At 70.5% G+C, this 24,841-nt stretch carries 19 protein-coding genes; 10 read left to right on the top strand and 9 right to left on the bottom strand.

What is annotated here, in order from left to right; translation table 11 throughout:
- Positions 1 to 47 precede the first annotated feature (47 nt).
- A complete protein-coding gene (locus NOSIN_RS02740; protein ID WP_077689218.1) occupies positions 48 to 980 on the top strand; it encodes a type II secretion system F family protein in 933 nt (310 codons plus the stop codon).
- A 13-nt stretch (positions 981 to 993) separates the two neighbouring features.
- Positions 994 to 1,905, top strand: a complete 912-nt coding sequence (locus NOSIN_RS02735) for a type II secretion system F family protein (protein ID WP_077689217.1) — start codon at positions 994 to 996, stop codon at positions 1,903 to 1,905.
- A gap of 155 nt (positions 1,906 to 2,060) precedes the next feature.
- Here NOSIN_RS02735 and NOSIN_RS02730 read toward each other — a convergent pair whose 3' ends face one another.
- The 3 genes from NOSIN_RS02730 to NOSIN_RS02720 form a co-directional block, all read right to left on the bottom strand.
- Positions 2,061 to 2,987 (bottom strand): nitroreductase/quinone reductase family protein, encoded by a 927-nt coding sequence (locus NOSIN_RS02730; protein ID WP_077689216.1) that lies wholly within the window; start codon positions 2,985 to 2,987, stop codon positions 2,061 to 2,063.
- A 417-nt stretch (positions 2,988 to 3,404) separates the two neighbouring features.
- Positions 3,405 to 5,525: a serine/threonine-protein kinase gene (locus NOSIN_RS02725; RefSeq protein WP_077689215.1), complete on the bottom strand. Its 2,121-nt coding sequence runs from the start codon at positions 5,523 to 5,525 to the stop codon at positions 3,405 to 3,407.
- A 362-nt stretch (positions 5,526 to 5,887) separates the two neighbouring features.
- A complete protein-coding gene (locus NOSIN_RS02720; protein WP_077689214.1) occupies positions 5,888 to 6,238 on the bottom strand; it encodes an ArsR/SmtB family transcription factor in 351 nt (116 codons plus the stop codon).
- 181 nt (positions 6,239 to 6,419) lie between these two features.
- Here NOSIN_RS02720 and NOSIN_RS02715 point away from each other — a divergent pair, with 181 nt between their 5' ends.
- Complete coding sequence (locus NOSIN_RS02715; RefSeq protein WP_077689213.1) at positions 6,420 to 7,427, top strand: LLM class flavin-dependent oxidoreductase; 1,008 nt, start codon at positions 6,420 to 6,422, stop codon at positions 7,425 to 7,427.
- A gap of 162 nt (positions 7,428 to 7,589) precedes the next feature.
- On the opposite strand, the gene NOSIN_RS27090 is transcribed toward NOSIN_RS02715, so the two are convergent.
- Positions 7,590 to 8,765, bottom strand: a complete 1,176-nt coding sequence (locus NOSIN_RS27090) for a DUF2207 domain-containing protein (RefSeq protein ID WP_170293652.1) — start codon at positions 8,763 to 8,765, stop codon at positions 7,590 to 7,592.
- 543 nt (positions 8,766 to 9,308) lie between these two features.
- On the opposite strand from NOSIN_RS27090, the gene NOSIN_RS02705 reads away from it, so the two are divergent.
- The 5 genes from NOSIN_RS02705 to NOSIN_RS02685 all read left to right on the top strand — a co-directional run bounded on the left by NOSIN_RS02705 (position 9,309) and on the right by NOSIN_RS02685 (position 14,714).
- A complete protein-coding gene (locus tag NOSIN_RS02705; protein WP_077689212.1) occupies positions 9,309 to 9,533 on the top strand; it encodes a hypothetical protein in 225 nt (74 codons plus the stop codon).
- Positions 9,496 to 10,653 carry an OmpA family protein gene (locus NOSIN_RS02700; protein WP_227014257.1) on the top strand — a complete coding sequence of 386 codons (1,158 nt, stop codon included), beginning with the start codon at positions 9,496 to 9,498 and terminating at the stop codon, positions 10,651 to 10,653. Before NOSIN_RS02705 ends, NOSIN_RS02700 begins: the two co-directional genes overlap by 38 nt.
- A gap of 155 nt (positions 10,654 to 10,808) precedes the next feature.
- Positions 10,809 to 11,192 carry a DUF4352 domain-containing protein gene (locus tag NOSIN_RS02695; RefSeq protein WP_227014258.1) on the top strand — a complete coding sequence of 128 codons (384 nt, stop codon included), beginning with the start codon at positions 10,809 to 10,811 and terminating at the stop codon, positions 11,190 to 11,192.
- Positions 11,193 to 11,219: 27 nt separating this feature from the next.
- Positions 11,220 to 11,894 carry an aggregation-promoting factor C-terminal-like domain-containing protein gene (locus tag NOSIN_RS26580; protein WP_143832838.1) on the top strand — a complete coding sequence of 225 codons (675 nt, stop codon included), beginning with the start codon at positions 11,220 to 11,222 and terminating at the stop codon, positions 11,892 to 11,894.
- A gap of 396 nt (positions 11,895 to 12,290) precedes the next feature.
- Positions 12,291 to 14,714 (top strand): glycosyltransferase family 4 protein, encoded by a 2,424-nt coding sequence (locus NOSIN_RS02685; RefSeq protein WP_077689209.1) that lies wholly within the window; start codon positions 12,291 to 12,293, stop codon positions 14,712 to 14,714.
- A gap of 86 nt (positions 14,715 to 14,800) precedes the next feature.
- Here NOSIN_RS02685 and NOSIN_RS02680 read toward each other — a convergent pair whose 3' ends face one another.
- Positions 14,801 to 15,793, bottom strand: a complete 993-nt coding sequence (locus NOSIN_RS02680; protein WP_143832837.1) for a hypothetical protein — start codon at positions 15,791 to 15,793, stop codon at positions 14,801 to 14,803.
- A gap of 423 nt (positions 15,794 to 16,216) precedes the next feature.
- On the opposite strand from NOSIN_RS02680, the gene NOSIN_RS02675 reads away from it, so the two are divergent.
- Both NOSIN_RS02675 and NOSIN_RS02670 read left to right on the top strand, forming a co-directional pair.
- Positions 16,217 to 17,311: a pilus assembly protein TadG-related protein gene (locus NOSIN_RS02675; protein WP_143832836.1), complete on the top strand. Its 1,095-nt coding sequence runs from the start codon at positions 16,217 to 16,219 to the stop codon at positions 17,309 to 17,311.
- 95 nt (positions 17,312 to 17,406) lie between these two features.
- A complete protein-coding gene (locus tag NOSIN_RS02670) occupies positions 17,407 to 18,282 on the top strand; it encodes a hypothetical protein (protein WP_077689207.1) in 876 nt (291 codons plus the stop codon).
- A 220-nt stretch (positions 18,283 to 18,502) separates the two neighbouring features.
- Here the strand turns inward: NOSIN_RS02670 and NOSIN_RS02665 are convergent, their stop codons facing one another.
- The 4 genes from NOSIN_RS02665 to NOSIN_RS02650 all read right to left on the bottom strand — a co-directional run bounded on the left by NOSIN_RS02665 (position 18,503) and on the right by NOSIN_RS02650 (position 24,751).
- On the bottom strand, positions 18,503 to 19,543 hold the full coding sequence (locus NOSIN_RS02665) for a pectate lyase family protein (RefSeq protein ID WP_077689206.1): 1,041 nt from the start codon (positions 19,541 to 19,543) through the stop codon (positions 18,503 to 18,505).
- A 304-nt stretch (positions 19,544 to 19,847) separates the two neighbouring features.
- Positions 19,848 to 21,554 carry an ABC transporter family substrate-binding protein gene (locus NOSIN_RS02660; protein ID WP_077689205.1) on the bottom strand — a complete coding sequence of 569 codons (1,707 nt, stop codon included), beginning with the start codon at positions 21,552 to 21,554 and terminating at the stop codon, positions 19,848 to 19,850.
- A gap of 88 nt (positions 21,555 to 21,642) precedes the next feature.
- Complete coding sequence (locus NOSIN_RS02655) at positions 21,643 to 23,829, bottom strand: dipeptide ABC transporter ATP-binding protein (protein ID WP_077689204.1); 2,187 nt, start codon at positions 23,827 to 23,829, stop codon at positions 21,643 to 21,645.
- 10 nt (positions 23,830 to 23,839) lie between these two features.
- A complete protein-coding gene (locus tag NOSIN_RS02650; RefSeq protein WP_077689203.1) occupies positions 23,840 to 24,751 on the bottom strand; it encodes an ABC transporter permease in 912 nt (303 codons plus the stop codon).
- Positions 24,752 to 24,841: the final 90 nt, after the last annotated feature.

The following is a 24,841-nucleotide window of genomic DNA, read 5'->3' as shown; positions in this document are numbered from 1 at the left end:
CCCTCCCCGCGCCCGGGAGGGCGCACCCCGACCGTATTGGAGTCCCGGTGGACTGGCAGTTCGTGGCGATCCTCGGCGGCACGGCCGTGGTGTTGGCGCTGGCGTTGTGGGCGCTGTGGGAGTTCGTGGCCAGCGCCCAGCAGCGGCGGCTGATCGCCGCCCGCAGTGCCCTGGACCAGGCCGAGTACGAGGCGTCCACGCCCATGGCACGGCTGGACGCGGCCATCTACCGCACCCAGTGGGGTGCGCGGCTGTACCGCAGGATCGCCCGGTCGGGCGCGGAGGTGCGCCTGTCCACGTTCGTGCTCTCGCTGGCGGGCGGGGCGCTGCTGGCGGTCGTCGTGGTCTGGCAGGTGCTGGCGCCGTTCTTCGGCCTGCTGGCGGCGGCCGGGGTGGCGTTCCTGTTCTTCTCCTACCTGAACCGGGCCGAGGCCAAGCGGCGCGAGGAGTTCACCTCCCAGCTGCCGGACCTGGCGCGGGTGCTGGGCAACGCGACCTCGGCGGGCCTGGCCCTGCCCACGGCCGTGGCGATGGCCGCCGAGGAACTGGACGGGCCCGCCGGTGAGGAGCTGGGGCGCATGGCCGAGTCGATGAAGCTGGGAGCCAGCTTCGAGGAGGTCGTCCGGGAGCTGCGCGAGCGGATGCCCTCCCGCGAGCTGGGAGTGCTGCTGTCCACGCTGGTGGTGGCCTCGCGTTCGGGCGGTTCCCTGGTCACGGCGCTGCGCAACATCTCCACCACCCTGGAGAACCGCAAGGAGACCCGGCGCGAGGTGCAGACCATCCTCAGCGAGACCACGAGCACCGTGTGGGCGCTGGGGTTCATGTCGGTGGGCGCGCTGTTCCTGATCAACGCCATCGAGCCCGGCATCATGCGCGTCATGACCACGTCCGTGGCGGGGGTGACGGTGCTGCTGGTGGTGGCCGCGCTGTTCGCCGTCGGCTTCGTGCTGGTGTCCCGCATCACCAAGTTCGACCTGTGAGGACCTGCTCCCGATGAACGACCTCCTGTCCCTGGTGCCGCTCGCCGCCGCGCTGGCCAGCGCGCTGGTCGTGCTGGTCGCGTGCTACGGCCTGCACCTGACCATGTCGCGGACCCGGGTGGCGGTGAACGATCCGGTCGCACGCCCGGCGCGGACCAGGTCCGACGACACGTTCGTCCTGCACCGGATCACCGAGGCGGTCGGGCGGCCGGTCTCCCGCTCGCTGGAGGCCTCCCTGAGCCGGCGCGTACGGGTGTCCGTCATCGAGCGCATCGAGGCGGCGGGGCGGCCCGACGGGCTGACCCTGGAGCGCTACCTGCGGCGCAAGGTCGGCGAGGTGGTGCTGTACGGCCCCCTGGGGCTGCTGCTGTTCACGACGGGCAACCCGGTGATCGGGACGGTGGTGCTGGCCTTCACCGGCCTGACCGACCTGAGCCTGTACGTCCAGGGCCAGGAGCGGGCCGACCGGGTGCAGTCGCAGCTGCCGGACTTCCTGGACGTGCTCGCGGTGACGGTGAGCGCGGGGATGTCCTTCCGGGCGGCGGTGGCACGGGTGGCCGAGTCGATGCCGGGCGTGCTCGCCGACGAGTTCACGCTGGCCCTACAGCAGATGGAGCTGGGCACCTCGCGCCGGGAGGCGTTCGAGCTGCTGCGGCGCCGCAACCGCAACGAGTCGCTGAGCAAGTTCGTGACCGCGATCCAGCAGGCGGAGGAGCTGGGCGCCCCGCTCAGCGACACCCTGGTGGACATCAGCCGGGACATGCGGCGGGCCGACGCCCAGTACATGCGCCGCAAGGCCCAGCGGATGAACCCGAGGGTGACGATGGTGACCGCGGTGACCCTGCTGCCGGGACTGCTCATCCTCATCGTGGGATCGATGTTCCTGGGCACGGAGGTCAACCTCGGTGTCATCCTCGGCGGCTGAGGCGGCCCCGCCCCCCGGGAGAGGGGGCGGGGCCGAGGCGCCGGCGCTTCCCGGCCAGGCTCCCGACGGCGATGATCTTGCTCCCAGTGGCACCGTCGGCGATCGAGGGTGCCACCAAGAGCAAGATCATCCGGTGAGGGCCCGCGGCCGGCGCACTAGGCGGGAGCGTCGGGCGGGAGGGGGATGGCGGCCAGGGTCGGGAACAGCTCGGCCTCCTCGTAGTCCAGGTGGGCCTCCAGCTCCGTGGCCATCCGGTCCACCTCCTCACGCAGCCGTTCGGGGTCGGTACCGGCCAGGTCGGCGATGAGCGCCTCCAGCTCGCCGCGGAGCCGTTCCACCGTGCGGTGTTCCTCCCGGAGCCGGTCGAGTGTCCGTGCCAGGTGCGGCTCGCGCTCCTCCAGGTGGGGGAACATGAGCTCCTCGCCGGTGTGGTGGAAGTGCAGGGACTCGCAGAAGGCCAGGCAGTGCTGGCGCAGCTGCAGGTTGATCCCCGGCGGCGGCGGGCCGTCGGCGCCTGACCGGGAGGCGCGCTCGGCGAGGTGGGCCTCGACCTCGGTGCGCACGTGCCCGAGCTGTCCGCGCAGCCAGGTGTGCACCTGGAGGAGCTTGTCGGCGAGGTTGGCGACCTCGGTGCTCTCGGCGTCTGCGCGCTCCAGGGCCACGACCGGCAGGATCCGGCCGGTCCCGGCCTGGTAGTCGCCGTATCCCGGCACCCGGCGTGCGATCTCGTCGAACAACCGGTTCCGTTCGGCGCCCTCGGCGGGCACGGCGACGGCGGAGAACTCCTCGGTGCCCAGTTCCACGGTGACCATGGGATGGGCGAGGATGTTGTGGTACCAGGCGGGGTGGCGGTCAGAGCCGCCCGCCGAGCCCACGACCAGCAACCGGTCCTCGACACGGACGTAGCCGAGCGGGGTGGTGTGCTCGCGGCCGGACCTGGCTCCGACGGTGGTGAGCAGCAGCAGGTCGCCGCCCTCGAACATGCCGCCGACGCGGCCGCCGTTGGCGCGGAACTCCTCCACCACCGGGACGTTGAAGTCGCTGACGTGGGGTTCGGGTCGGATGTACGGGTTTTCGGTCATGTGTCTCCTCAGGGGGGGTGGTCGTGGGCGCGACCGTCCCCGAAGGCACCCGTCACGGCCCGAGCGCGTGCGCGCACGGGGGCGGGTGGACATGGCGGAGAACCCGGGCAGGCCGGGTAGCCGGAAAAGGGTCCGGGGAGGTCGCGGTGGATCTCGGCGCGTTCGGGCGCGGCTCAGGCCCGCGCCACGGGAACGGCTAGGCGGTGTCCGCGGTGTGTGTACTCACAGTGCGCTCCCCGGTGGTCCAAGGTGCCTCCATACCGACCGACCGGCCCACTTCTCTTGGTCGGTGGCACGCGACACGGGGCCACCCTACGCCGTCCGGAGACCGGACACCACCGGCGAGCGACGACGGGAGGGGCCGGGCCGTCGTGCCCCGGGCGGCCCCGGGCCGGGGCCCGGAGGCGCCGCGGCCGGTCAGCCGGCGGACGAGGGCAGGGCCTCCGCGGGCAGGGCCTCCGCGGGCTGGACCTGTGCCGGGGCGGGAACGCCCAGGTCCGGCTCCCCGTTCAGCTCCACGAACGTGTACCGGGTGTACCACCGTTCCGGTTCCGGTGCGGCGGGGTCCAGGAAGGACACCGGGACGCCCTCGGAGACGGGTCGCCCGTTGAGGACGGCGCCGCCGCTGCCGCCGCCCTCGGTGGCGAAGCCCAGCGGAACCCCGTCCTCTGTGGCGACCAGCGTGAACACGGTGTCCGCCCCGTCCGGGGCGCCGGAGGCGGAGAACTCGCCCTCCACCCGCACGGCGGGCACGTCGTCGGGAGCCTCGCCGCCCAGGTGGCCGTAGGCGTCCGCGACGGGCGGCGGCGGCGTGAAGACCACCTCCTCCTGGTGGAGGACGGTCCCGCTCTCCACTGCTCGGACCAGGGGTTGGACGACCCCCTCCGGGGTGAACGCCTCCGCCGGGCCGGGCAGCCCGGCTTCGGCCCGGTACCAGCTCGGAACCCCGTTCCACGCGGTGTTCGCCGCGCGCAGCAGGTCTCCGTCGACCATCAGCAGGTCGCTGGTGCGTGCGCCGGTGACGGTACTGGTCCAGCGCAGCGCCTCCCGCGGCCCCGACCGGTAGAGCACGTGGTCGAAGAGGGTGGTCGTGGCGGTGGGCAGCGGCTGCCCGTACCCCCCGCCGTTCCCGGCGTACGTGACGAGCGTGAGCTCGAAGGACTCCGCGGCCATGAGGGTGTCCAGTGACGCCGACACCAGTTCCATTCCGGCCAGGGGCTCGGCTCCGGGCTCCCCGGGTTCCTCCTCCTGACCGGGCCCGGCGTCCCCCTCGGGCGATCCGGGCACCGAACCGGACTCCGAACCGGCCGTGACGGCTTCGGGCTCATCGGCCAGGGCGCCCAGAAGCAGGTAACCGCCGCCGACGGCCGCGGCCAGGAGCACGACCGCGACGACCACCAGGGCCAGGATCCTGCCCACACGGGTCCCGCGGCGGTGCCCGCGTACGCGCCCCGCGGTCGCGCGCCCGGCTCCGACCGGGGGCCTCCCCGTTCCGGTGGGCCGCTCCCCGGCTTCCCGCGCGCTCCCGGTTCCTTGCGCGCGCCCGGCCTCCCGCACGCCCTCGGTTTCCTGCGCGCCTTCGGCTTCCCCGGCGCCGGAGGCGGCTCCGGCCCACTCCGAGGGCCGGTACGGGGCCACGTCCACGTGCGGCCAGTTCGCGCGGACGAGCGCGAGCAGCCGCTCCGCCCACATGTCCCGGGTCGTACTGTCCTCCACACCCGACAGCAGCAGGCACTCCAGGTAGACGTCCTCCGCCGGAGGACGCGATGCCGGATCCGCCGACAGCGCCCGGGCCAGCACGGCGCGCAGCCCCTCGGGCACTCCGGTGAGGTCGACGCCGTCCTCACGGGCCTGGCGGGCCGTCTCCTGCGCGGACGCGTCCGCGGCGAGCGGTTCCCGCCCCGTCGCGGCCAGCGCCACCAGGCACGCCCACGAGAACACGTCGGACGCGGCGCCTGGCCGGGAACCCGCGTAGCGCTCGGGAGCCAGCCAGCCGGGACTGCCGGCGGTGGTCCGCGAGTCGCCGTCGTCGATCCGGCGGGCGATGCCGTGGTCCACCAGCCGGGGGCCGTCCGGGGTCACGACCACGTTGCCGGGCCTGACGTCCCCGTGGGGCACGCCCGCGGCGTGGATGAAGGCGAGTGCCTCGGCGGTTCCGGCGGCCAGCGCCAGGAGGGCGGGCTCGGGCAGCGGCCCGGTCTCGCGCACGTACTGGCCGAGGTCGGGGCCCGGAAGGTACCGGACCGCGGTCCACGGCCGCCCGTGGAGGAGGCCGCCCGCGTCGGCGCCCACGGCGCACACGCTCTGGTCGTGGCGGACGGGGGCGGCGCTCCGGTCGGGGGCCGCGTCCGCGGCCCACTCGGCGCGGGCGACCTTGAGGGCGACCGCCTCCCCTGACGGGGCCACGGCGGCGTAGACGACTCCCATGCCACCGCCGCCGAGGCGGCCGACCAGCCGGTGGCCGTCGACCTCGTCGGGATCACCGGCGGCGAGGGGACGTACGCGCGGCGGGAGGGGGTCCAACGGGTGTGGGGCCATGGGGGGACGCCTTCCACTCTCCTGGATCGGGGGACGCCTGTTGGTCCGGACCATCGACCCACGGGTACGCGAATCTGTCGAATACCGACCGTACACATCCCCGTACGCCTTCCCGGACATACTCCGCGCCCGATCAGATCACGATCGCACAAGGCTGGTCGCGGACAGGCCGGCTGCGGGCCGGTCGCGGGCGGGCGGCCCCGCGTTCGGACGCGGTCCCCGCTGTCCGCGGCCACGGTGAAGGGTCGGTGCCCGGCCCCTGCCCGGGCACCGTCCGGCCGCGGTCAGGCGCCGACTCCCACGGCGCGCGGCACCGGTGTCAGCGGTGTCAACGCCGGTGGTACCGGCCGGTGGTGCCGGTGTCAGCGCCGGAGCTTCTCCGCCGCCGTCTGGAGGGGCACCGGGTCCCCGCACGAGAGGACCGACTCCAGCAGGCCGGGGAAGCGCCCCTCCAACTCCTCGTCGCGCAGCGAGATGAAGCACCGCGTTCCCTCGGTCCGGTTCTGCACCAGGCCGGCGTTGCGCAGGATCTTGAGGTGGTGGCTCAGCGTCGACTGCGCGATGGGCAGGTCGATGTCCTTCCACGCCCGCTCCCCCTCCAGGGCGGCGAGCATCCGCACGATCCGCAGCCGGGTCGGCTCGGCCAGCGCGGCGAGGACCGTGACCAGTTCCACCTCGTGGAGGTCGGGGTGCGCGTGCTCCCTGGGAGCCAAGGCGATCCTCCTCGCATGGGGCCTGGCCTGGACCAGACGGGATTTGGCTCGTGGACAGTCGCGAGTGTACCTTCGTAGTTCGATGTTCGTCGAACATCGAACGTGCAGGCCAGTCGGTGACGAGGATCCCCGTCCCGGCCTCGCCGCCGGATCCGCTACGCAGCAGGGGAAGAGGGCCACCATGTCCAACGTCGCGCTGTCGGTGCTCGACCACGCCAGCATCGCCGAGGGGGCCACTCCCGGTGACGCACTCCGCTCCGCGAGGGAGCTCGCCCAGCACGTGGAGCGGCTGGGCTACAAGCGCTTCTGGCTGTCCGAGCACCACAACATGCAGGCCATCGCCAGCGCCGCCACGTCCGTCTCCCTGGGGTTCATCGCCGAGGGGACCTCCACCATCAGGGTCGGCGCGGGCGGCGTCATGCTGCCCAACCACGCGCCGCTGGTGATCGCCGAGCAGTTCGGCACGCTGGAGTCGCTCTACCCGGGGCGGGTGGACCTGGGCCTGGGCCGCGCACCGGGCACCGACCCCCGCACGATGAGGGCGCTGCGCCGCGACCACAGCGCGTCGGCGACCTTCCCCAACGACGTACAGGAGCTCCAGGGATTCTTCGAGCCCGCCGAGCCCGGTCAGCCCGTCCGCGCGATCCCCGGTGAGGGGCTGCGGGTACCGCTGTGGATCCTGGGGTCCAGCCTCTTCGGCGCCCAGCTCGCCGCGCAGCTCGGACTGCCGTACGCGTTCGCGTCGCACTTCGCCCCGGACGCGCTGTACGAGGCGCTGAAGGCCTACCGGGAGGGCTTTCGGCCCTCCGGGCAGTTGGAGGAGCCCTATGCCGTGGCGGGGGTGAACGCCTTCGTCGCCGACACCGACGAGGAGGCCCGGCGCCTGTTCACGACCATGCAGCAGGCGTTCCTGGGCACCCTGCGCGGGGCGCGGGGACGGCTCCGCGCGCCGGTGGAGAGCCTGGACACCGCATGGCGCCCCGGGGAGAAGGAACGACTGGACCACATGCTTCGTTACTCGTTCGTGGGATCGCCCGAAACGGTCCGCCGCAAGCTCGAACTGTTCGTCACCGACACGGGTGTGGACGAGCTGATGGTGTCGTCGATGATCTACGACCAGACGGCTCGCCTGCGCTCGTTCGAGCTGCTGGCGGAACTGGCCGAACTGAAGCGTCCGGAACGGGACTGATCCCACCTCCCGGGCCGGGAGACGGTCAAGGGTGGCGGCGCCGATCTGCGGGCAGGCAGTGGCGCCGTCTTCCCGGCGCGGGAACGCCGGGCAGGGTTCTACGCGATCCTGCCCGGCGTTTCGTATGGGGGGTGGGAGATCGCGGCCGGGTGCGGGCGGGTGTCACTCTCCTCCTCCACCACCGCCGCCGTCACCGCCTCCACCCGAGCCGCCGTCTCCGCCACCGAACCCGCCGAAGCCGGATCCGCCGTCGCCGGAAGAGCCGAAGTCACCACCCCAACCGTTGTCGGAGGAGCCTCCTCCCGAACCGCCACCGGAGGGGTCCGGGCCCTGGCAGAGGTCGGCGAACGCGCACAGGTCCTCCAGGAGGACGGAATCGGTGTCCGTGCCGCCCGCGTCCTCCGTGCCGCCCGCGTGGACCACGGCGAAGGACGGGTCCTGGTGGGTGTCCGGGGACCTCCGGGCGGAGGAGGCCCTGCCGTCCCGCCTCCGCGGCGCCGCCTCGCGCAGCGCACGGAACCCGGTGACGGCCGTGTAGCGGACCGCCCGGTCACGGGTCATCCTGTCGACGGAGCGCGTGTCCGTAGCCCGGGCCGAGGGAACGCCGTACCGCTGCGCGGCCCGCTCGACCACCGTGTTCCCGGCGGGGGTGTTGGGACTCGGGGACGGACCCCCGGTCGCCGTCAGCACCGCCTGCGCGGCCGCCAGGGCGGCCGTGCAGGCCAGCCCTCCGACGAGGAAGGCGAGGGCGGTGGCGCCGGGCTCCACGAGGAGGAACACGCCCGCGCCGCCGGCGGCGACCAGCAGGGAGACCGCCCGCATCCCCCGGATCGTTCCCGGAGTCCTCGCGCGGCGCCCCAGTGCCCGGCGGAGCGCGGGTGAGTCCACGATCAGCCCGGACGCGGCGAGGTCCGTACGCAGCCTCTCCACTCCCCGGCCGGCGACCACCTTGCGCAGTATCTCGCGGGCGCCGACGCCGACACGGTTTCTGAAGGCGGACACCAGTCCCCGGCGGACGAGGTCCTTCTCATGTGGGTAGGGGCGCAGGCGGCCGACCAGGGTGAGGAAGCCGCCCGCGGACTGCCGGCGGATCCGGTCGTCGAGGAAGGCGTCCATGATCGCGGTCTCCCCCACCCGGACCGGGCCGCCGGAGAGCAGGGCCAGCTCGTTCGGGTGCAGGTCGTCAGGGTCCGGGGGGATCCGGCGGGACTTGTCGGCTTCACGGAGCGCCGCCCTGGGGGCGGACCTGCCGTACAGGATGGCCGGAAGCGGGACGGATCCGACCGCCAGTCCCACGACCAGGGCCACCACCAGGTAGAGAGCCATGCTGCTGTCCACACGTCACCTCTCGTCTTCCGTCACGGGGGTCTGGGGATCGGAGGGCAGGGATGGGGGACGGTGTCCGGGGGAGTTATCCCATGAGCCCCTCGGGCACCCTGAGTCCCTTTGGGTCTCTGGAAACAGAGGCACCATCCAACACCGGGCAGGCCGGATGCCTACATGGTGGCCTGGCATTTCCCGCCCGGCCATGGCGCCCCGGTAGCACACGTGCCATCATGGTGACTCGCCGAACACCGAACGTGACGCCATCGGTGAGGAAACGTGACCGCGCATCAACCCGACCACCACCTTTCACCTGGGCATTCATCCAGTCCTGGGGACAACGTGTGGCTCCGGGTTCCATGGGGCATCCTGAAGAGAGATGGCCACATCCGGTCAGAAGGCGGGATGGTTGGTGTTGGTGCCCATGGCGGATAGTGGGATTCCGTGAACACGTACCACCCGCACGAACCCCTGGTGGATCCGGGTGAGGGTTCACCTACCCAGAGGCCGCAGAGATGTGGTGCCGTAAGACCTCTTCTCCCCAAGGAGTCAGCCCCCGTGAACAGCTTGACCAAGCTCTGGGTGACGCTCAGCGCCTTCGTTGTACCAACATCCGAGAAGGATGACAGGGGCGCCGGGATCGTCGAGTACGCCGCCATCCTGATCCTCGTTGCCGCCGTAGCTTTTGCGGTTTATCAATTGGGCCTCGCCGAAAGCATCAGCAGTGGCATTCGAGGAGCTGTCGATGGTGTTCTTCGCGGACCTAGCCCACAAACCCCATAATATTCCAGTCAGCCCTCCCGAGGGATGGAAGCAAAGAACAGAACCATCTCAGGAAACCGGGAATAAGTTGAAGACAGAACCCCGAGCTTCTAAAAGGAAGCGGAAAAGATCCCCCCTGATCGCAGGAACATCAATGGCTGCGATCCTTCTCTCTTCTGGCTGCGTCGTCAGCTCCCCAGATCATTCGGGCAATGGGAACAGCAACCCCGACCAGGAAACTGGATCCAGCACACCCTCTTCTCCACAGCCAGACGGCACCGAAAATAAAGTCATCGCCAGCAGCACAACTTCTTCCACGTCGATCGGCGGAGACTATCAAATTGATATCTATGCCCTTGAAACCGTAGGGGACAACCTTCTGAGACTTCAGATCGGAGTAACAAACCACTCCGACTCAGATTATTTCCTTCAGGACGGGTTAAGCGACTTTGAAAATCCTTACACCGCCAATAGAATCACCCTCCTGGATTCAAAAAACCAGACCCGCCATCTAAGCTTCACACAAAAGAATGGGGCCTGCTTCTGCTCTCAACTCAACGAGAACATTCCTGCTGGTGGAAGCGCTGACATGTGGGTAATTTTCCCCCAGCCACCAGACGACGTTGAATCCATGGCAGTTACAACACCCCTCACTCCTCCGATCTTCGACGTACCCATAAGTAGTTCCTCAGAAACCCTGGAAAACTCAGGGCTTGCCGACCCTGAAATTATCCCTATGACCATGATCTCGGACAACACCGAGGACAATACTGGGCGCACCGAAAGTGGCGATGAAGTAAGCATCATTCTATCTTCCGACGTCCTCTTCGAGACAAACAGTGCTGACCTCAGCCCAGATGCACGGGATATCATCGATCAGGTCGCCATGGAAATCAACGAAGCGAGTTCTTCTACCGTAAACATCGATGGCTACGCTGATAATACCGGATCTGACTCGGTCAACATCCCACTGTCTCAGGAACGTGCTGAAGCTGTTGAGTCAATCCTAGCCGACCTCGTCACCAGAGAAGGAGTCACCTTCGAAGTCAAGGGCCACGGTTCAGCAGACCCAATTGGGGACAACGCCACCGAAGAGGGCAGAGAACGCAATCGCCGAGTCAGTGTCACGTTTGAGAAGTAACGGAGACAACAATGAAAAAGCCTCCTCGCACACTCGGACTTCTCTCCTTGGCCGCAGGGGTCACTTTCGCCATGTCAACAGGCGTCAGCGCTGCCTCGCCTGTCCCCAAAACAGATACACTTGAATCACTTGGAACCGCCCAGAGCAATGGGGACGTGTCGACCAACCTGGCTTCCGAAGTCCATGAAGCCAAAAGAGACCAATCAGGATCTTTCTTGTCCATCACCTGGAGCATCGAGAACAAAGGGAATAGCCAAGAAGGCTTGGCCTGGCTAAAGGATGGATCCTACATCTATAAAGGACAGAACTTTGCCGGAGTAACCATCATGGACTCGAAAGAAGGGATTCGATACCATCCGATCATGGACGGAGACGGATCCTGCCTTTGCTCTGGTGAAAGCAGTAACGAGTTCATCGGGACACTGAATCCCGGCGAGAAGATCGCTTACTGGTCACTCTTCTCCGTCCCTGACGACATCGATACCGTGACGGTCGAGATCCCCAATTTCGAACCCATCGAAGACATCCCCATCTCCTGAACCTCCGCAGCTCCTTAGGAGGCGGCGTTGTCCACCCCCCACCGCCCCGAACTCGGGGACACCCGACGGCCCTCCCCCACCAGGCCGCCCGGGCGATCCGGCGACCGCAACGGTCCGCCCCGGGTCCGGCGCCGGGCCGAGCGGGCCCTCTCCTGGCTGCACCCCGCCCAGGGGTCAGCACGGGACCGCGGCGCGGCGTTCGTCGAACTGGCGGCGGTCACCCTCCTGGTCGCGGCGATCATGGTCGCGGTCTACCAGCTCGAGCTCAGCCGGACCTTCAACAACGGGGTACGGCAGATGGTCTGCCTGGTCGAGGGACCCGACTGCGGTGACGAGACGTGGGTGGAGGCCGACCGGCCGGAGAAGCCCGAGGAGTACACGTGGGGCAGCGGCGACTCCAACGCTCTGGAGAACGAGTCCCTCGCCATGGACATGGCCGCGGCCAGGGGCTGGGACGAGAACGAGCGGGAGTGCCTGACGAACCTGTGGAGCGTCATCTCCCACTGGGACCACACGTTCGTCAACACCGAGACCGGCGCCCACGGCATCTCCGGCTTCAACCCGGCCCGGCACGGTCCCATGCCCTCGGGGTTCCAGGAGAGTCCGTCCGAGCAGATCTCCTGGGGGCTGGGCCACATCGAGAAGACCTACGGGTCCCCCTGCGCCGCCTGGGCGCAGTGGGAGGGCACCCACACCTACTGACGGGTCCGCGACCACACCGCACGCCCGGCACGCCCTTCGGCTCCATTGTCGGCCGCCTATCAGTCCCACGCTTTTCCGGTGCGCACATCTACCTTCAGGCCCACTCGCCGCCGATCCGTCCGGCCACGTCCGACGGCGTACACCCCCTACACGAACGCCACCCCCGACGCCGGGCGTGTCGCTTTCGCGGCGCGTGAAATCTGTGCAAAACCCCCACAGGGACTGGTAAAACTTGTGGACTTATCCGGCATAGCGGGCATTTCCATATAGGCGACGTTCGTAGCGTGTGCGTTCGTCCCTCGGGCCCTTCGCAGCGGGGGGCCGGCCCTGGGCCGGAGAACGTGCACCGCTACCGTCCCGTGGGGCACGGGGCACGACCGAGAACACGGGGGCTCTGTGAAGATCGCCTATCTGATCAACGACATGTACGGCATCGGTGGGACCGTCCGTACCGTCGCCAACCAGGCGGCGGCGCTGTCCGCGCGACACGAGGTCGAGATCGTCTCGGTGTTCCAGCACCGCGAGAAGCCCGTTCTGCCCGTACCCGACCAGGTGCGCCTGCGCCCGCTCGTCGACGTGCGCGACCACGACAAGAGCCACGGCACGGGGGCCGACGGCCGCCCGTTGTACGAGGGCTCGCAGCGCGCCGGTGTGCCTCCGCTGCTCTTTCCGCCGGAGGACTCACGCGGGCCCACCCACAGCCGCCTGACCGACGACCGGCTGGAGGAGTACCTGGCCACCACCGACGCCGACGTGGTCGTGGGCACCCGGCCCGGGCTGAACGTGGTGATTGCCAGGGCCGCGCCGCAGCGGACGGTGAAGGTCGGCCAGGAGCACCTGACCTACGACCAGCACTCCGAGTCGCTGCGCCGGGTGATGGAGACCGAGTACCCGCACCTGGACGCGTTCGTGACGGTGACCGAGACCGACGCCGGCACCTACCGCGAGCGGATGTCCCTGCCCGGCGTGCGCGTGCTGTCCATCCCCAACTCGGTGCCCGCGCCCCCGTTCACCGCCGACGGCCGCAACACCCGCACCATCGTCTCCGCCGGGCGGCTCGCTCCCAGCAAGCGGCACGACCTCCTGGTGCAGGCGTTCTCCATGGTCAGCGAGGACTTCCCCGACTGGACCCTGCGCATCTACGGACGCGGCAACCAGCGCGCTTCCCTGGCCCGGCTGGTGCGCTCGCTGGGACTCCAGGACCGTGTGTGGCTGATGGGAGCGCATCCGCGCGTGGAGGAGGTCTTGGCCCAGGGCGCGTTCTCGGCGCTGACCTCCAGCGAGGAGCCGTTCGGGATGACGATCGTGGAGGCCATGCGGTCCGGCCTGCCCGTGGTGAGCACCGACTGCCCGCACGGGCCGGCGTCGATCATCCGCGACCGCGAGGACGGACTGCTGGTGCCGAACAAGTCCGCCTCGGGGATCGCCGAGGGCCTGGCCGAGCTGATGGCCGACGACGGGCTCCGTCGCCGGATGTCGTCCGCCGCCCTGCTGAACTCCGAGCGCTTCGACCCGGCCAACGTCATGCTGCGGTACGAGGAACTGTTCTCGGACCTGAGCGGCCGTCCCGTGCCGAGGACGGAGCCGCCGGCGCCCGCGCCGCAGCCGGAGTCGCCCCCCGCCTGCCGCGTGCGGGCCGGTGGGGACGGGACCGCGGTGCTGTCGTTCTCCGAACCGCCCGAGCAGGTGGTGCTGGCCCGGTCCGGTCAGAGAGTGGCGCTGAAGGTGGACGACGCCGGCGAGGTGGTCGTGGACGCCCAACGCGACCAACTGGCCACGTCCACGTGGGAGGTGCTGCGGGTGGACGGCGGTGAGGAGAGCCCCGTCCACGACTTGGAGATCCACCAGCGGGGGTATCCGCTCTCCCCGCAGGACGTCCGGCAACTGGCCCTGGTGGTGCCCGGGCGCTCGGCCAAGGGGCGACTGGTGCTGCACACACGTAGGTCGGTGCACCACGCCGAGGTGGAGCACGTGGAATCGGTCGACGGGCTGATCACCGTGCGGGGCCGGGTGCTGGGGCGGTACGAGCCGGACGGCCGCGCCCATTTGGCGGCGCGGCTGCGCACCCCGCCCCGGGCCGTGCGGGAGTTCTCCGCCCCGGTGGACGGCGACGGCCGGTTCACGGCGGTCGTCGACCCCGCGGACGTGGTCCGCGACCGGGACGGGGAGACGGAGAAGTGGGAGCTGCGCCTGGTGCTCTCCGACGGGACCGAGTGCACGGTGGGACGGCACCTGTCCGGCGTGGCGGGATACAAGAAGATCATCGAGTACCCCGCCCAGAAGGTGGAGCGGGAACCCGGACGCGGCTCACGGGTACGGCCCTACTACACCGTCAACGACCGCCTGGGACTGAAGGCCTCCCCGCTGGCACCGGTCCTGGAGGTGGACGACGTGCGCGTGAGCCCGAAGACGCGCCGAGGGCTCCGCTTCGACGTGCACCTGGCCTCCCCGCTCCCGGAGGACGCCGAGTGCGTGGTGGAGGTGGTGCGCGGCAGTGACGCGGGGCAGCGCTTCCCCCTGAGCGAGACCGTCCGCACGCAGGAGGGCGGCCGCCTCACGGGGACCCTGCCGCTGCTGAACCGCAGGGAGCACGGGGACGGTTCCGGGATCCGGGCTTCATGGCAGCTGCGGCTGCTGGCGGGGCCTCCCGAGTCCCTGGGCCGCCTGGGCGCCAAGGCGACCCCGGTCCGCACCGCGCGCCGCTGGCACCGCGGCCCCTACGTGCGCTCGGCGACCGTGGCGCCGCTCGGGTCCGGCGACCTCCAGGTCACCGTCGCCGACATCCACGTGTGGGAGGCCGCCCGCCGACGGCTGCGCTGACTCCCGTAGGCCCTCCACCGCCCTCGGCCGCCACGGCCGGGGAGCGGCTCCTCCCCGGCCGCCGCTCTCCGCCGTTTCCGGCCCCTCTACTCCGGGTGCGGTTCCTCCCGCTCGGCGCGGATCATGCGCTGGGCGAGGCTGAGCCGGTCCAGCAGCCAGTCCGGCAGGTGGTCGGAACTGCGCGGGAAGAACCGGATGTCCTGGTGGAAGCTGCGGGGGTCGGGGGCGAAGTCGAACTCGGGCGGGGCGTCGTGGTCGAAGTGGGCCCCGATCTCCCGCGACTCGCTCACCGTCAGCCGCGCGGTGAACCACGTTCCCTTCCCCGGCTGGTACATCCCCGTGCGCAGCCGGTCCAGCAGTTGGCCGACCTCCGGCAGGAGCAGGTCCCACTCGACGCGGCCGTCCTCCCTGCGCACCCTCACCCGCGACGAGGACATCCTGACGAGTCCTCTGTAGTCGACGACGATCTCGCTCCACCGTCCGCGGACCGGCTCGATCGTGCGGTCCACGATCTCCTGGACGGTGTCCATCATCTCCTCGGGGGTCATGTCGCCGGGCGAGATGTGCGACCGCGGCTCGGGGCGCGAGACCGCGGCCAGCATGCTCCAGGGGGACACGCCCTCCGAAGCCGCCCCGGGTACGCGGCCCCCCTCCAGCCGCTCCCGCATCCAGTCGGGGACGTGCTCGTCGTCGCGGGGAAAGCACTCCAGTTCGAGCGCGTAGCCGGCGTCGTCCTGGGCTTCGTCGAAGTGGGGCTCGTTCTCGTAGTCGTACCGGATCCGGTAGCCGCCGGTCCGCTCGATCTCGTAGTAGGCCGTGTACCAGGTGCCCGTTCCTGCGGTGTGCATCCCCGCGCGTATCCCCCGCATCCCCTCCACGACGGAGAGCGGCGGGACGCAGCCGGTACTGCGCCCGCCCTGGAACATCGCATCGAAGCGGGCGGTCTCACAAGTGCCGAGCCCCGAGTACACGAGTCGTAGCTTGACCCAGTCGTCGGGGGCCGCCCTGAGCAGGTCCGTCCCGATCCGGCGGAGGGACTCGTCCTGTTCGACCGGGGTCATCGCTCTTCTGGCGCTCATGTTCTCGCCTTCGCTTCTTCTGCTCTTCTGCGGCGGGTGGATCTGTCTGTCGTCCGGGCACCGTGGTCTCTCCGCTCGGCGCACACCGGTCGGAGTCCATACTCCTGCGTGCGCCTCGTCCGCGGATGGACAATTCGCCAGAAACACACAGACCTGTCCTCGCCGGAACCGTACGGCCGTGTGGCCCGAAGCGGACAGGACCTCATCCCGTCGTCGGACCGCTTACGCACCAGCAGGGTAAACGCCCCCTCGCCCGTCCCACGGGAACCGCAGGCCCGTCCACAGGCCCTACCGCTTCCCGGCATGCCCGGATAAGCTGCGCCGGGCGGGGTGTTGTCCGGATGTGGTCACACACCGGCCCGCCCCGCCCGCCGACGACCCCCGCTTCCCGTCCGGAAGCGCCCCCTCCCCACGGACAAGGCATTGGGACTGCGACGGACCCCCTCCCACCCGGCTCCACGACCGCGACGGCGCCTCACGGGCCGCGACGACGACGGGCAGGCCAACATCCTGCTCCTGTTCGGGCTCACCCTGGCCCTGCTGGCGCTGACCCTGCTGTTCGTACGGGTCGGTGCCGCCAACGACTCGCGCTCGCAGGTCCAGACCGCGGCCGACGCCGCCGCGCTGGCCGCGGTGAGCGCCCTGCAGGAGCAGGCCGCGCGGGACATCGTCAACGACGTGTACCCCATGCCGTGGTTCGACGAGGAGGTCGCCGAGAAGCGCGCCGAGGAGTACGCCCGGGCCAACGGCGCCGTGCTCACCGACATCCGCGCCAGCGACAACGTCATGGGGCGCAGCGGCAACATCGTGCGCGTGGAGGTGCGCGGCGCCGTGTGCCAGAAGGAGCTGGAGGAGGACGGGTCCCGGCCCTGGAACGACGTGGTCTGCGACGGGACCGAGGACGACGTCGACACCGTGGTCGGCAACGCGGCGGCCATCGCCATCGTCCGGATCCCCCACCCGTGCGGACGCGACGGGGACGGCCTGGTCTGTGACGGCGGCCCCGTCACCGAGGTCGCCGACGCCAAGCGGCTGATCGACGTGCACCTGGTCGACCAGGAGGGCCGCTACGTGTTCGATCCGCAGTACGTCGGAGGAGGGGGAGCCACGGTGGACTGCTCGTCTCTGGGAGCGCTGCACCCGACCATGTGCGCCGTCCACGAGCGCCTCCAGGTCGAGTTCCCCGGCTTCTACCTCTCCGCCGGCGGCCAGCGCACCGAGCCGGGCAGCGACCACCACACCGGCGAGGCCGTGGACTACATGATGGCGGAGCTGGGCGCCGTTCCCACTCCCGAGATGCACGCGAGCGCCGTCACGGTGATCAACTGGGTGATCCAGAACGCCCGGCAGCTCGGGGTCAAGGGGATCATCTACGACTACCACATCTGGAACGCCACCAGGGGGGATCCGGTGGGCCCGTGGGAGAGCGTGCGGCGCCCCCTGAGCGACAGGGGCAGCAACACCCAGAACCACGTCGACCACATCCACCTGGCGGCGGGCGACGGGCCCATGCGCTGACCCCTTCCGCCCCGCTCCGTCCACGCGCCCTGGGGGTTGTCCACAGGTTCGAAGAGGCCCTTGTCCGGGCTCCGTGATCCTCCGAGCCTGGAGGTATGACAGTCCGCGAGCAGGCCCTCCCCGACCGTTCCCTCCTCCTGCGCACCCTCGCCCCCGTCGTGGGCCCGATCTCCCCCGACGCGGTCGTCTGCGACGTCACCGCCTCCTACGTGTGGGGCGTGGACCTGTATCCGGCCGGTACCCGCGCCACCCGGACCCGGCCGCACGTGTCGGTCCCCCGGGGCGTGCGGACGAGCGGCGCGCCGGTCGTCACGCACCGCGACCCGGTGCCCGCCGCCGACCGCACCGAGGTGGAGGGCGTACGGATCACCACGCCGGCGCGCACCGCCGCCGACGTGGCCGCCCGTGCCCCCTCGGTGTTCGTGGCCACGGCCCGCCTCGACGCCTTCCTCTCCCGGGGCCTGGTCACCAGGCGCGACCTGGTCGGCGCCACCCACCGGCCCCGTTCCGGGCAGCGGCTCCGGCGGTTGCGGACCGCGCTGCGCTACTCCTCGGAGCTGAGCCGGTCGCCCGGCGAGTCGTGGACCCGGGCACTGGTCCTGGAGGCGCACCTGCCCCGGCCCGTCTCACAGTGCCCGGTGGCCACCGACGAGGGCCTCTTCCACGCCGACCTCGGCTGGCCCGACCAGAAGGTGGCGCTGGAGTACGACAGCCTGGAGTTCCACTCCTCGGCCCCGGCGCGGGCCGGTGACCGGATCCGCTACGCCGCCATGTGGGCGCGGGGCTGGGAGGTCGTCCCGGTCAGCGTGTACGACCTCCGGTACCGCCCGGAGCGGCTGCTGCGGCGGCTCCTGGACACGCTCGTCCGGCGGGGCTGGTCCTGTCCCCCCTGGCGTCTCCAGCGCGTCCGGGACCGCGTACGCGCCTACGAGAGGAACCCGCCCCGGCTGTTCGACCGCGGCACGGACTGAGTCGTGCTCTGTCAGCCTCTCGGGCCCAGAGGACCGGGCCTGCGACCAGAACCCACCACTGGCGGTGGTGACCCCGCCGCGTCCGGCTGAAGCGTTCCGGGCTCGCGTCCGCCCCGCTGACTCCCGGCCACGCCTTCGCGCTCGTCGAGCACGGCCGGGCCGAACCCCGTACGTCGTCTCGTGACGGCGTCGGGGAGGACGTACGGGGGTCCCCGGTCGTTCAACCGGCCCCGGCTTCATCGGTGACCATGTCGGGCACGCCGTCGGTGCCGTCCAGTTCGTAGGCGTAGGGCGGATCGGGCACCTCGCCGAGCAGGTGGGGCTGCTCGGAGTCCACGAGCAGGTTGTCCCGGGTGACCACGTTTCCGGGCTCCTCCTCGCCGAGGGTCACCGACAGGCGGGTGCCGTCGAAGTAGTTGCCCTCCACCAGCACGTTGGAGTCGTGGGAGGACCGCACCCCGTACTCCGGGTTGGACCGGAAGTAGTTGTTGAACACGTGCACGTGTTCGGCGAACCGGGCACTCGGGTGCCGGCCCGCGGTGCCGTCGAAGTAGTTGTGGTGCACGGTGACCCTGAGTGCACCGGGCTCGTCCTCGTCGCCGCCGATGGTGACCGCCGACCCGGCGTCGGTGAAGTGGTTCCAGGACAGGGTGACGTTGTCGGCGCCGTCGGAGATCGAGATCAGGGAGGAGTCGCCGCCCCCCGCGAACGTGGAGCCGTCCACCCACACGTGGTGGGCGCCTCCGCGTACGGCGATCGCGGTCCCCTCGGACTCCATGTCCAGGTTGGACAGGACGACGTTGTCGGATCCGTCGACCACCAGGCGGCCCCCGGTCAGCTCGGCGCCGCCGTCCACGCCCACGAGGGCCTTGTCCGAGCCGACCCCGACCGCACCGTCCAGGTCGATCCGGCCGCTGACCTCGACGGTGAGCGGCTCCTCGGCGGCCAGGTGGTCGGACAGTTCCTCGGCGTCGGAGGCGGTGACGGTCTCTCCCCCGACCCCGCCGTCCATGCCCGGGTACTCCTCGCCGTCGCGCTCCAGCGGCTCTCCCGCCCACCCGACCGGTGCCGGGAACTCCTCCCCGGGCTCCTCCTGCTCCTGCTGTGAAGGATCGGTCTCCTCGGTCTCGGCCGTGTCCGGGACCGCGGCCGCGTCGGCCGGCGGTTGCGCGAGGGGGTCCTCCCCTTCCGGGGAGCAGGAGGTGAGTGCGGCGCACAACAGCGCCGCCGCGGTCGCGGCGGCGATCGGGTGAGGTCTCATCGAGGGCTTTCCGGCGAGTGGAGCGAGGGGTGTGGGGGCGGGGGCGTGTTCGCGGACGCTGCCGTCACGAACCTCGCGTGACGGGACGCATCCGTCCAAAGAACACGCATAGACCTTGCCACAGCCCGGTTCCCGGTCCCAACCCAGCCCCGTGGGCCGCCCGCTTCCGTGCGTGCCGCCCCCCGGCCGCGGGGTACGCCGAAGGGCGCCGGCCCCTCGCGGGGACCGGCGCCCTGGCTGTCGCGCGAGACGCCCCGGGGCACCGCGCGCGGCGTCGTCCTACGGTTGCTCGACCGTCATACGGTTACTCGGCCGCCCAGCCGATGTCCTCGTAGACGTAGCTGGAGGCCAGACCGAACTCGCCCCAGTTGTGCAGGTCCTCGTTCACGACGTACAGGCCCGGGCGCTCGAAGAAGGGGATGGTCACGACCTCCTCCCACAGCAGTCGGTCGATCTCGTTGGCCAGCTCGGCGTAGCGGTCGGGGTCGGTCTCGGCCCGCATCTCGTCGAACTTCGCCTCGATCTCCTCCGTCGAGGTGCGGGCGAGGTTGTTGCCCCACTCGCCGTCCTCGTTCGGCATGCCGTAGTTCTCCTTGGCGTCACCCGCGTAGGGGTTGGAGCCGACGAGGACGTAGGTGGCGACCTCGTAGTTGCCCGGGATGACGTACTCGGAGAACAGGGCGTTGGACGGCACCTGCTGGACCTTGACCTCGACGCCGATCTCGGCGAGCATGTCGCGGCCGATCTCGGCCTCGTCTAGGGCGATGGCCATGTCGTCGGCGGCCACCCAGTCCAGGGACAGCTTCTCGCCGTCCTCGTTGGTCCGGACCTCGTCCCCCTCCTTCAGGGTCCATCCGGCCTCGTCGAGCAGCTCCTTGGCGCGCTCGGGGTCGTACTCGCCGTACCCCTCGCTGTTGTCCTGGTAGCCGTGCTGGCTGGAGCGCAGCATGCGGTTGACCTCACCGGTGATCGGCCAGTCGACCGCGCCGAGGGCGACCTCGGCGAGGGCGTCGGTGTCCATGCCCAGGGAGATCGCGTGGCGGACGCGGACGTCCTCCAGGTTCGGGCTGGCGCCGTTGAGCGAGGCGAACCGGTAGCCGTGGTTGACGGCCTTGGTGAAGTAGGCGCCCTCGCTGCCCTTGAGCAGCTCGTAGCCCGCGGCGTCGTAGCCGAGGTAGAAGCCGTCGATCTCACCGTTGTTGAAGGCGTTGGCCATGGCGTCGGTGCCCATGGCGTCGAAGACGATCTCGTCCAGCAGGGGCTCGGTGCCCCACCAGTCCTCGTTCTTCTTGACCGTGACGCGCTCGGTGACGTCGTCGAACTCCACGTCCCCGAAGGGCCCCGCCGTGACGGGGTACTCCTTGACGTAGCCCTCCTTGAAGAGCTTCTCGTCCTCCATGTACTTCTTGGGGTACAGCGGGGAGAACAGGGAGGGCCACTCGGAGTAGGGCTCCTCGAACTTCAGGGTGAAGGAGTACTCGTCGTCGCCGGGGACGAACTCGGAGACCTGGTCGTACCCGGCGGTGCCGCCGATCTCCCAGTCGCCCTCGCGCGAGCCGCTGACGGTCTCGACCTGGGCCTCGTAGTCCGCGGAGGTGATGGGCTCGCCGTTGGACCACACGGCGTCGGGGTTGAGCTCGTAGGTGACCTCGAGGCCGTCGTCGCTGACCCCGTACTCGAGCACGAAGTCGGTGTTGGGCGAGGCCGTGCCCTCGGCGTCGTACCGGGTCGGGCTGGGCAGCACGGCGCCGGCCACACGTTGCACGTTGGCCAGGTTGCCCTGCGTGTGCCACGTGTTGTGCTGCCCGTCGTAGGCGCTGATGGCCCACACGAAGGTGCCTCCCTTTTGGAGGCCCTCGCGGGGAGCGGGGTTCAGGTCCTCGGCGGGGAGTGCCTCCACCTGTGCCTGGGCGTCCGCCTGGTCGTTGCCGTCGTCTCCGCCACCGCAGGCACTGGTCAGCATGACCAGGGCGACCGCGGGGGCGAGATAACGCGCCTTCCCGATTCTCATGGGGATTCTTCCTTCTGTGGGGATGATGCGGCCGGCACGCGGGGCGGTGCCGGCCGTGCCTGACGGGCCATCCGGCCCAGGAGCCCGCCTACCGCTCCGCGAAGTGGCAGGCGGCCGCCTGGTCGCCACCGCTGGTGGCGGTGACCCGGGGCTCGACGCTCATGCACTGCTCCCGGTCGGGCTCGGAGAGGGTGATGAACTTCTGGCACCTGGTCCGGAAACTGCAGCCCGAGGGCGGGTCGGCCGGGCTGGGCAGGTCTCCGTCCAGGACGATGTGCGTGCGCGCGCGTTCCCTCTCCGGGTCGGGGAGCGGGATCGCCGACAGCAGCGCCTGGGTGTAGGGGTGGGCGGGCCGGGCGTAGACGGAGGCGGTGTCGCCGATCTCCACGATCCGGCCCAGGTACATGACCGCCACCCGGTCGGCGATGTGCCGGACCACGGACAGGTCGTGGGCCACGAACAGGTAGGCCAGTCCGAGGCGCGCCTGGAGCTCCTGCAACAGGTTGACCACACCCGCCTGGATGGACACGTCCAGGGCCGACACCGGCTCGTCGAGCACCAGCAGCTTGGGCTCCAGGGCCAGGGCGCGGGCGATGCCGATGCGCTGGCGCTGGCCGCCGGAGAACTCTGCGGGGAACCGGGTGGCGTGCTCGGTGTTGAGGCCGACCAGGTCGATCAGCTCGTACACCCGGCGGGTGGTGTCGGCCGTGGCCGTGCCGTGGGTGCGCAGGGGTTCGGCGATGATGTCGAACACCGTCATGCGCGGGTCGAGCGAGCTCATCGGGTCCTGGAACACGATCTGCATGTCGCGTCGCAGCCGGAACCGGTCGGCCCGGCCCAGGCCCGCGGTGTCCCGGCCCATGACGGAGACGCTGCCGCGCTGGGGCTTCTCCAGTCCCATGATCTCCATGAGGGTGGAGGACTTGCCGCAGCCGGACTCACCGACCAGAGCGAGGGTCTCGCCCTCCCGGCTGTCGAAGTCGATGCCGTCGACCGCGTACACGGTGCCCACGCGCCGCTTGAGCACCGCGCCCTTCATCAGGGGGTGGTGCTTGATGAGGTCCGTGACCCGCAGCATCTCCGGGCGGTCCTCCCGGGGCACGTCGGAGAACGAGGACTCCGGGATCTCCGGCACCGGGTAGATGTCCTGGGCGGTCCACCCCCGGTCGGCGATCTCGCCGGAGCGGATGCACGCCACCCGCTGCGTGCCGGTGTCTCCGCCGTCCGTCCGTGCGGCTCCCGCCTCCGTCCCCCGGGCGCGGATCTCCTCCTCGGAGGGCTGGGAGCCGATCGCGAGGAGCTCGGGCTCGGCCATGTCGCACTCGGGCCGGGCGATGGGGCAGCGCGGCGCGAAGGGGCAGCCGGGCGGCAGGTCCGACAGGGAGGGAGGCGTTCCCTTGATGGGCACCAGGGCGCCCTGGTGCTCCAGGTCCATGCGGGGCACGGCGCCGAGCAGGCCCATGGTGTAGGGCATGCGGCTGCGGTAGTAGATGTCGTCGACTCCGCCGGTCTCCACCGGGCGGCCCGCGTACATGACCAGGACCCGGTCGACGAACCCCGCCACGACGCCGAGGTCGTGGGTGATCATCACGATGGCTGCGCCGGTCTCGCGCCGCGCGGTGCGCAGCAGGTCCAGGATCTGCGCCTGGATGGTGACGTCCAAGGCCGTGGTGGGCTCGTCGCAGATGATGACGTCGGGGCGGTTGGCCATCGCCATGGCGATCATGACGCGCTGGCGCATACCGCCGGAGAACTCGTGCGGGAAGGAGCGGTACCGGTGCTGGGCGTTGGGGATGCCGACCAGGTCGAGCAGCTCGACCGCGCGGGCCCGGGCCCCGGCCTTGGAGGTCTTGGGGTCGTGGATCAGGACGGCCTCGGCGAGCTGGTCGCCGACGGTGTACACGGGGGTGAGCCCGGACAGCGGGTCCTGGAAGACCATGGAGATGACCCTGCCGCGCTTGCGCGCCATGGCGCGGTCGTCCAGGCCCAGGATCTCCTCGCCGTGCAGGCGCACCGATCCGGTGATCCTCGCGTGCTCGGGCAGCAGCCCCATGGAGGCCATGGAGGAGACGGACTTGCCCGAACCGGACTCGCCGACGATGCCCAGCACCTCGCCGCGTCTGACGGTGTAGCTGACGCCGCGCACGGCGTGGACGTCGGGGTTGCCGTTCAGCCCGGGAAAGGTGACGGCGAGGTCGGTGACCTCCAGGACCGGTGCGTCGGCGGTGTTCTCGGTGTGCGCGGACGCGGTGGCCGCGACGGTGTCAGTGCTCATGGTGGGTCCCCTAGGAGCGGCGCGACTTGGAGTAGGGGTCGAGGACGTCGCGCAGACCGTCCCCGACCATGTTCACGGCGAGCACCATCACGACCAGCAGGGCCGTGGGGAAGGCGAACACCCACGGCGCCGTGGTGGCGAACGAGGAGCCCTCGGCGATGACCATGCCGAGGCTGATGTCGGGCGACTGCACGCCCAGGCCGAAGTAGCTGAGCGCGGTCTCGCCGATGATCGCGGCGCTGACCATGATCGTGGCGTCCGCGATGAGCAGTGACGACATGTTCGGCAGGATGTGGCGCAGGATGATCCTGTACGAGGGGACGCCCATGAAGCGGGCGGCGTGGATGTACTCGCGTTCACGCAGCGAGATGGTCAGGCCGCGCACCATCTTGGAGGTGACCATCCAGCTGAACGCGGCCAGCAGGATGACCAGGATGAGCCAGCCGCCCTGGCCGACGAAGTGCCTGGACAGGATCGCCAGGATGACGAAGTTGGGCAGGACCAGCGCCAGGTCCGCGATCCACATCAGGCCCTTGTCGGTCACCCCGCCGAAGTAGCCGGCGAAGGCGCCGACGGCGGCGGCGACCCCGGTGGAGATGACGGCGACCAGCAGGCCGATCAGCAGGGACTTCTGCAGGCCCGCGGTGGCCTGGGTGAAGATGTCCTGGCCGGTGCGGTTGGTGCCCATCCAGTGTTCGGGGGAGGGCCCCTCCAGCATGGCCGAGAAGTCGCGCCCGCCCACGTCCCAGGCCGTCAGGAGCGGGCCCGCGAAGGCGAAGGCGGCGAGGAGGACGAGCAGGGCGAGCCCGACGATGACGCGCGGGGTCCCGAGCAACTGGCGCGCGATGTCCTTGAGCCGGTTCGGTGCCGGGGGCACGGTCGGTGCCTGTACCGGTGCCGTGCTCTCTTCGGTCGTGCTCATGGCGTGCTCTCCAGCGGAACTGCCGCGACTGTGCGCGGAAGGGTGGGAACGTGGCGGCGGAACGCGCCGGAGGCGGCGCGGGGAGGGGGC

The organism is Nocardiopsis sinuspersici (assembly GCF_001998325.1).
Lineage (GTDB): Bacteria > Actinomycetota > Actinomycetes > Streptosporangiales > Streptosporangiaceae > Nocardiopsis > Nocardiopsis sinuspersici.
This window is presented reverse-complemented; position numbering and strand designations above follow the sequence as displayed.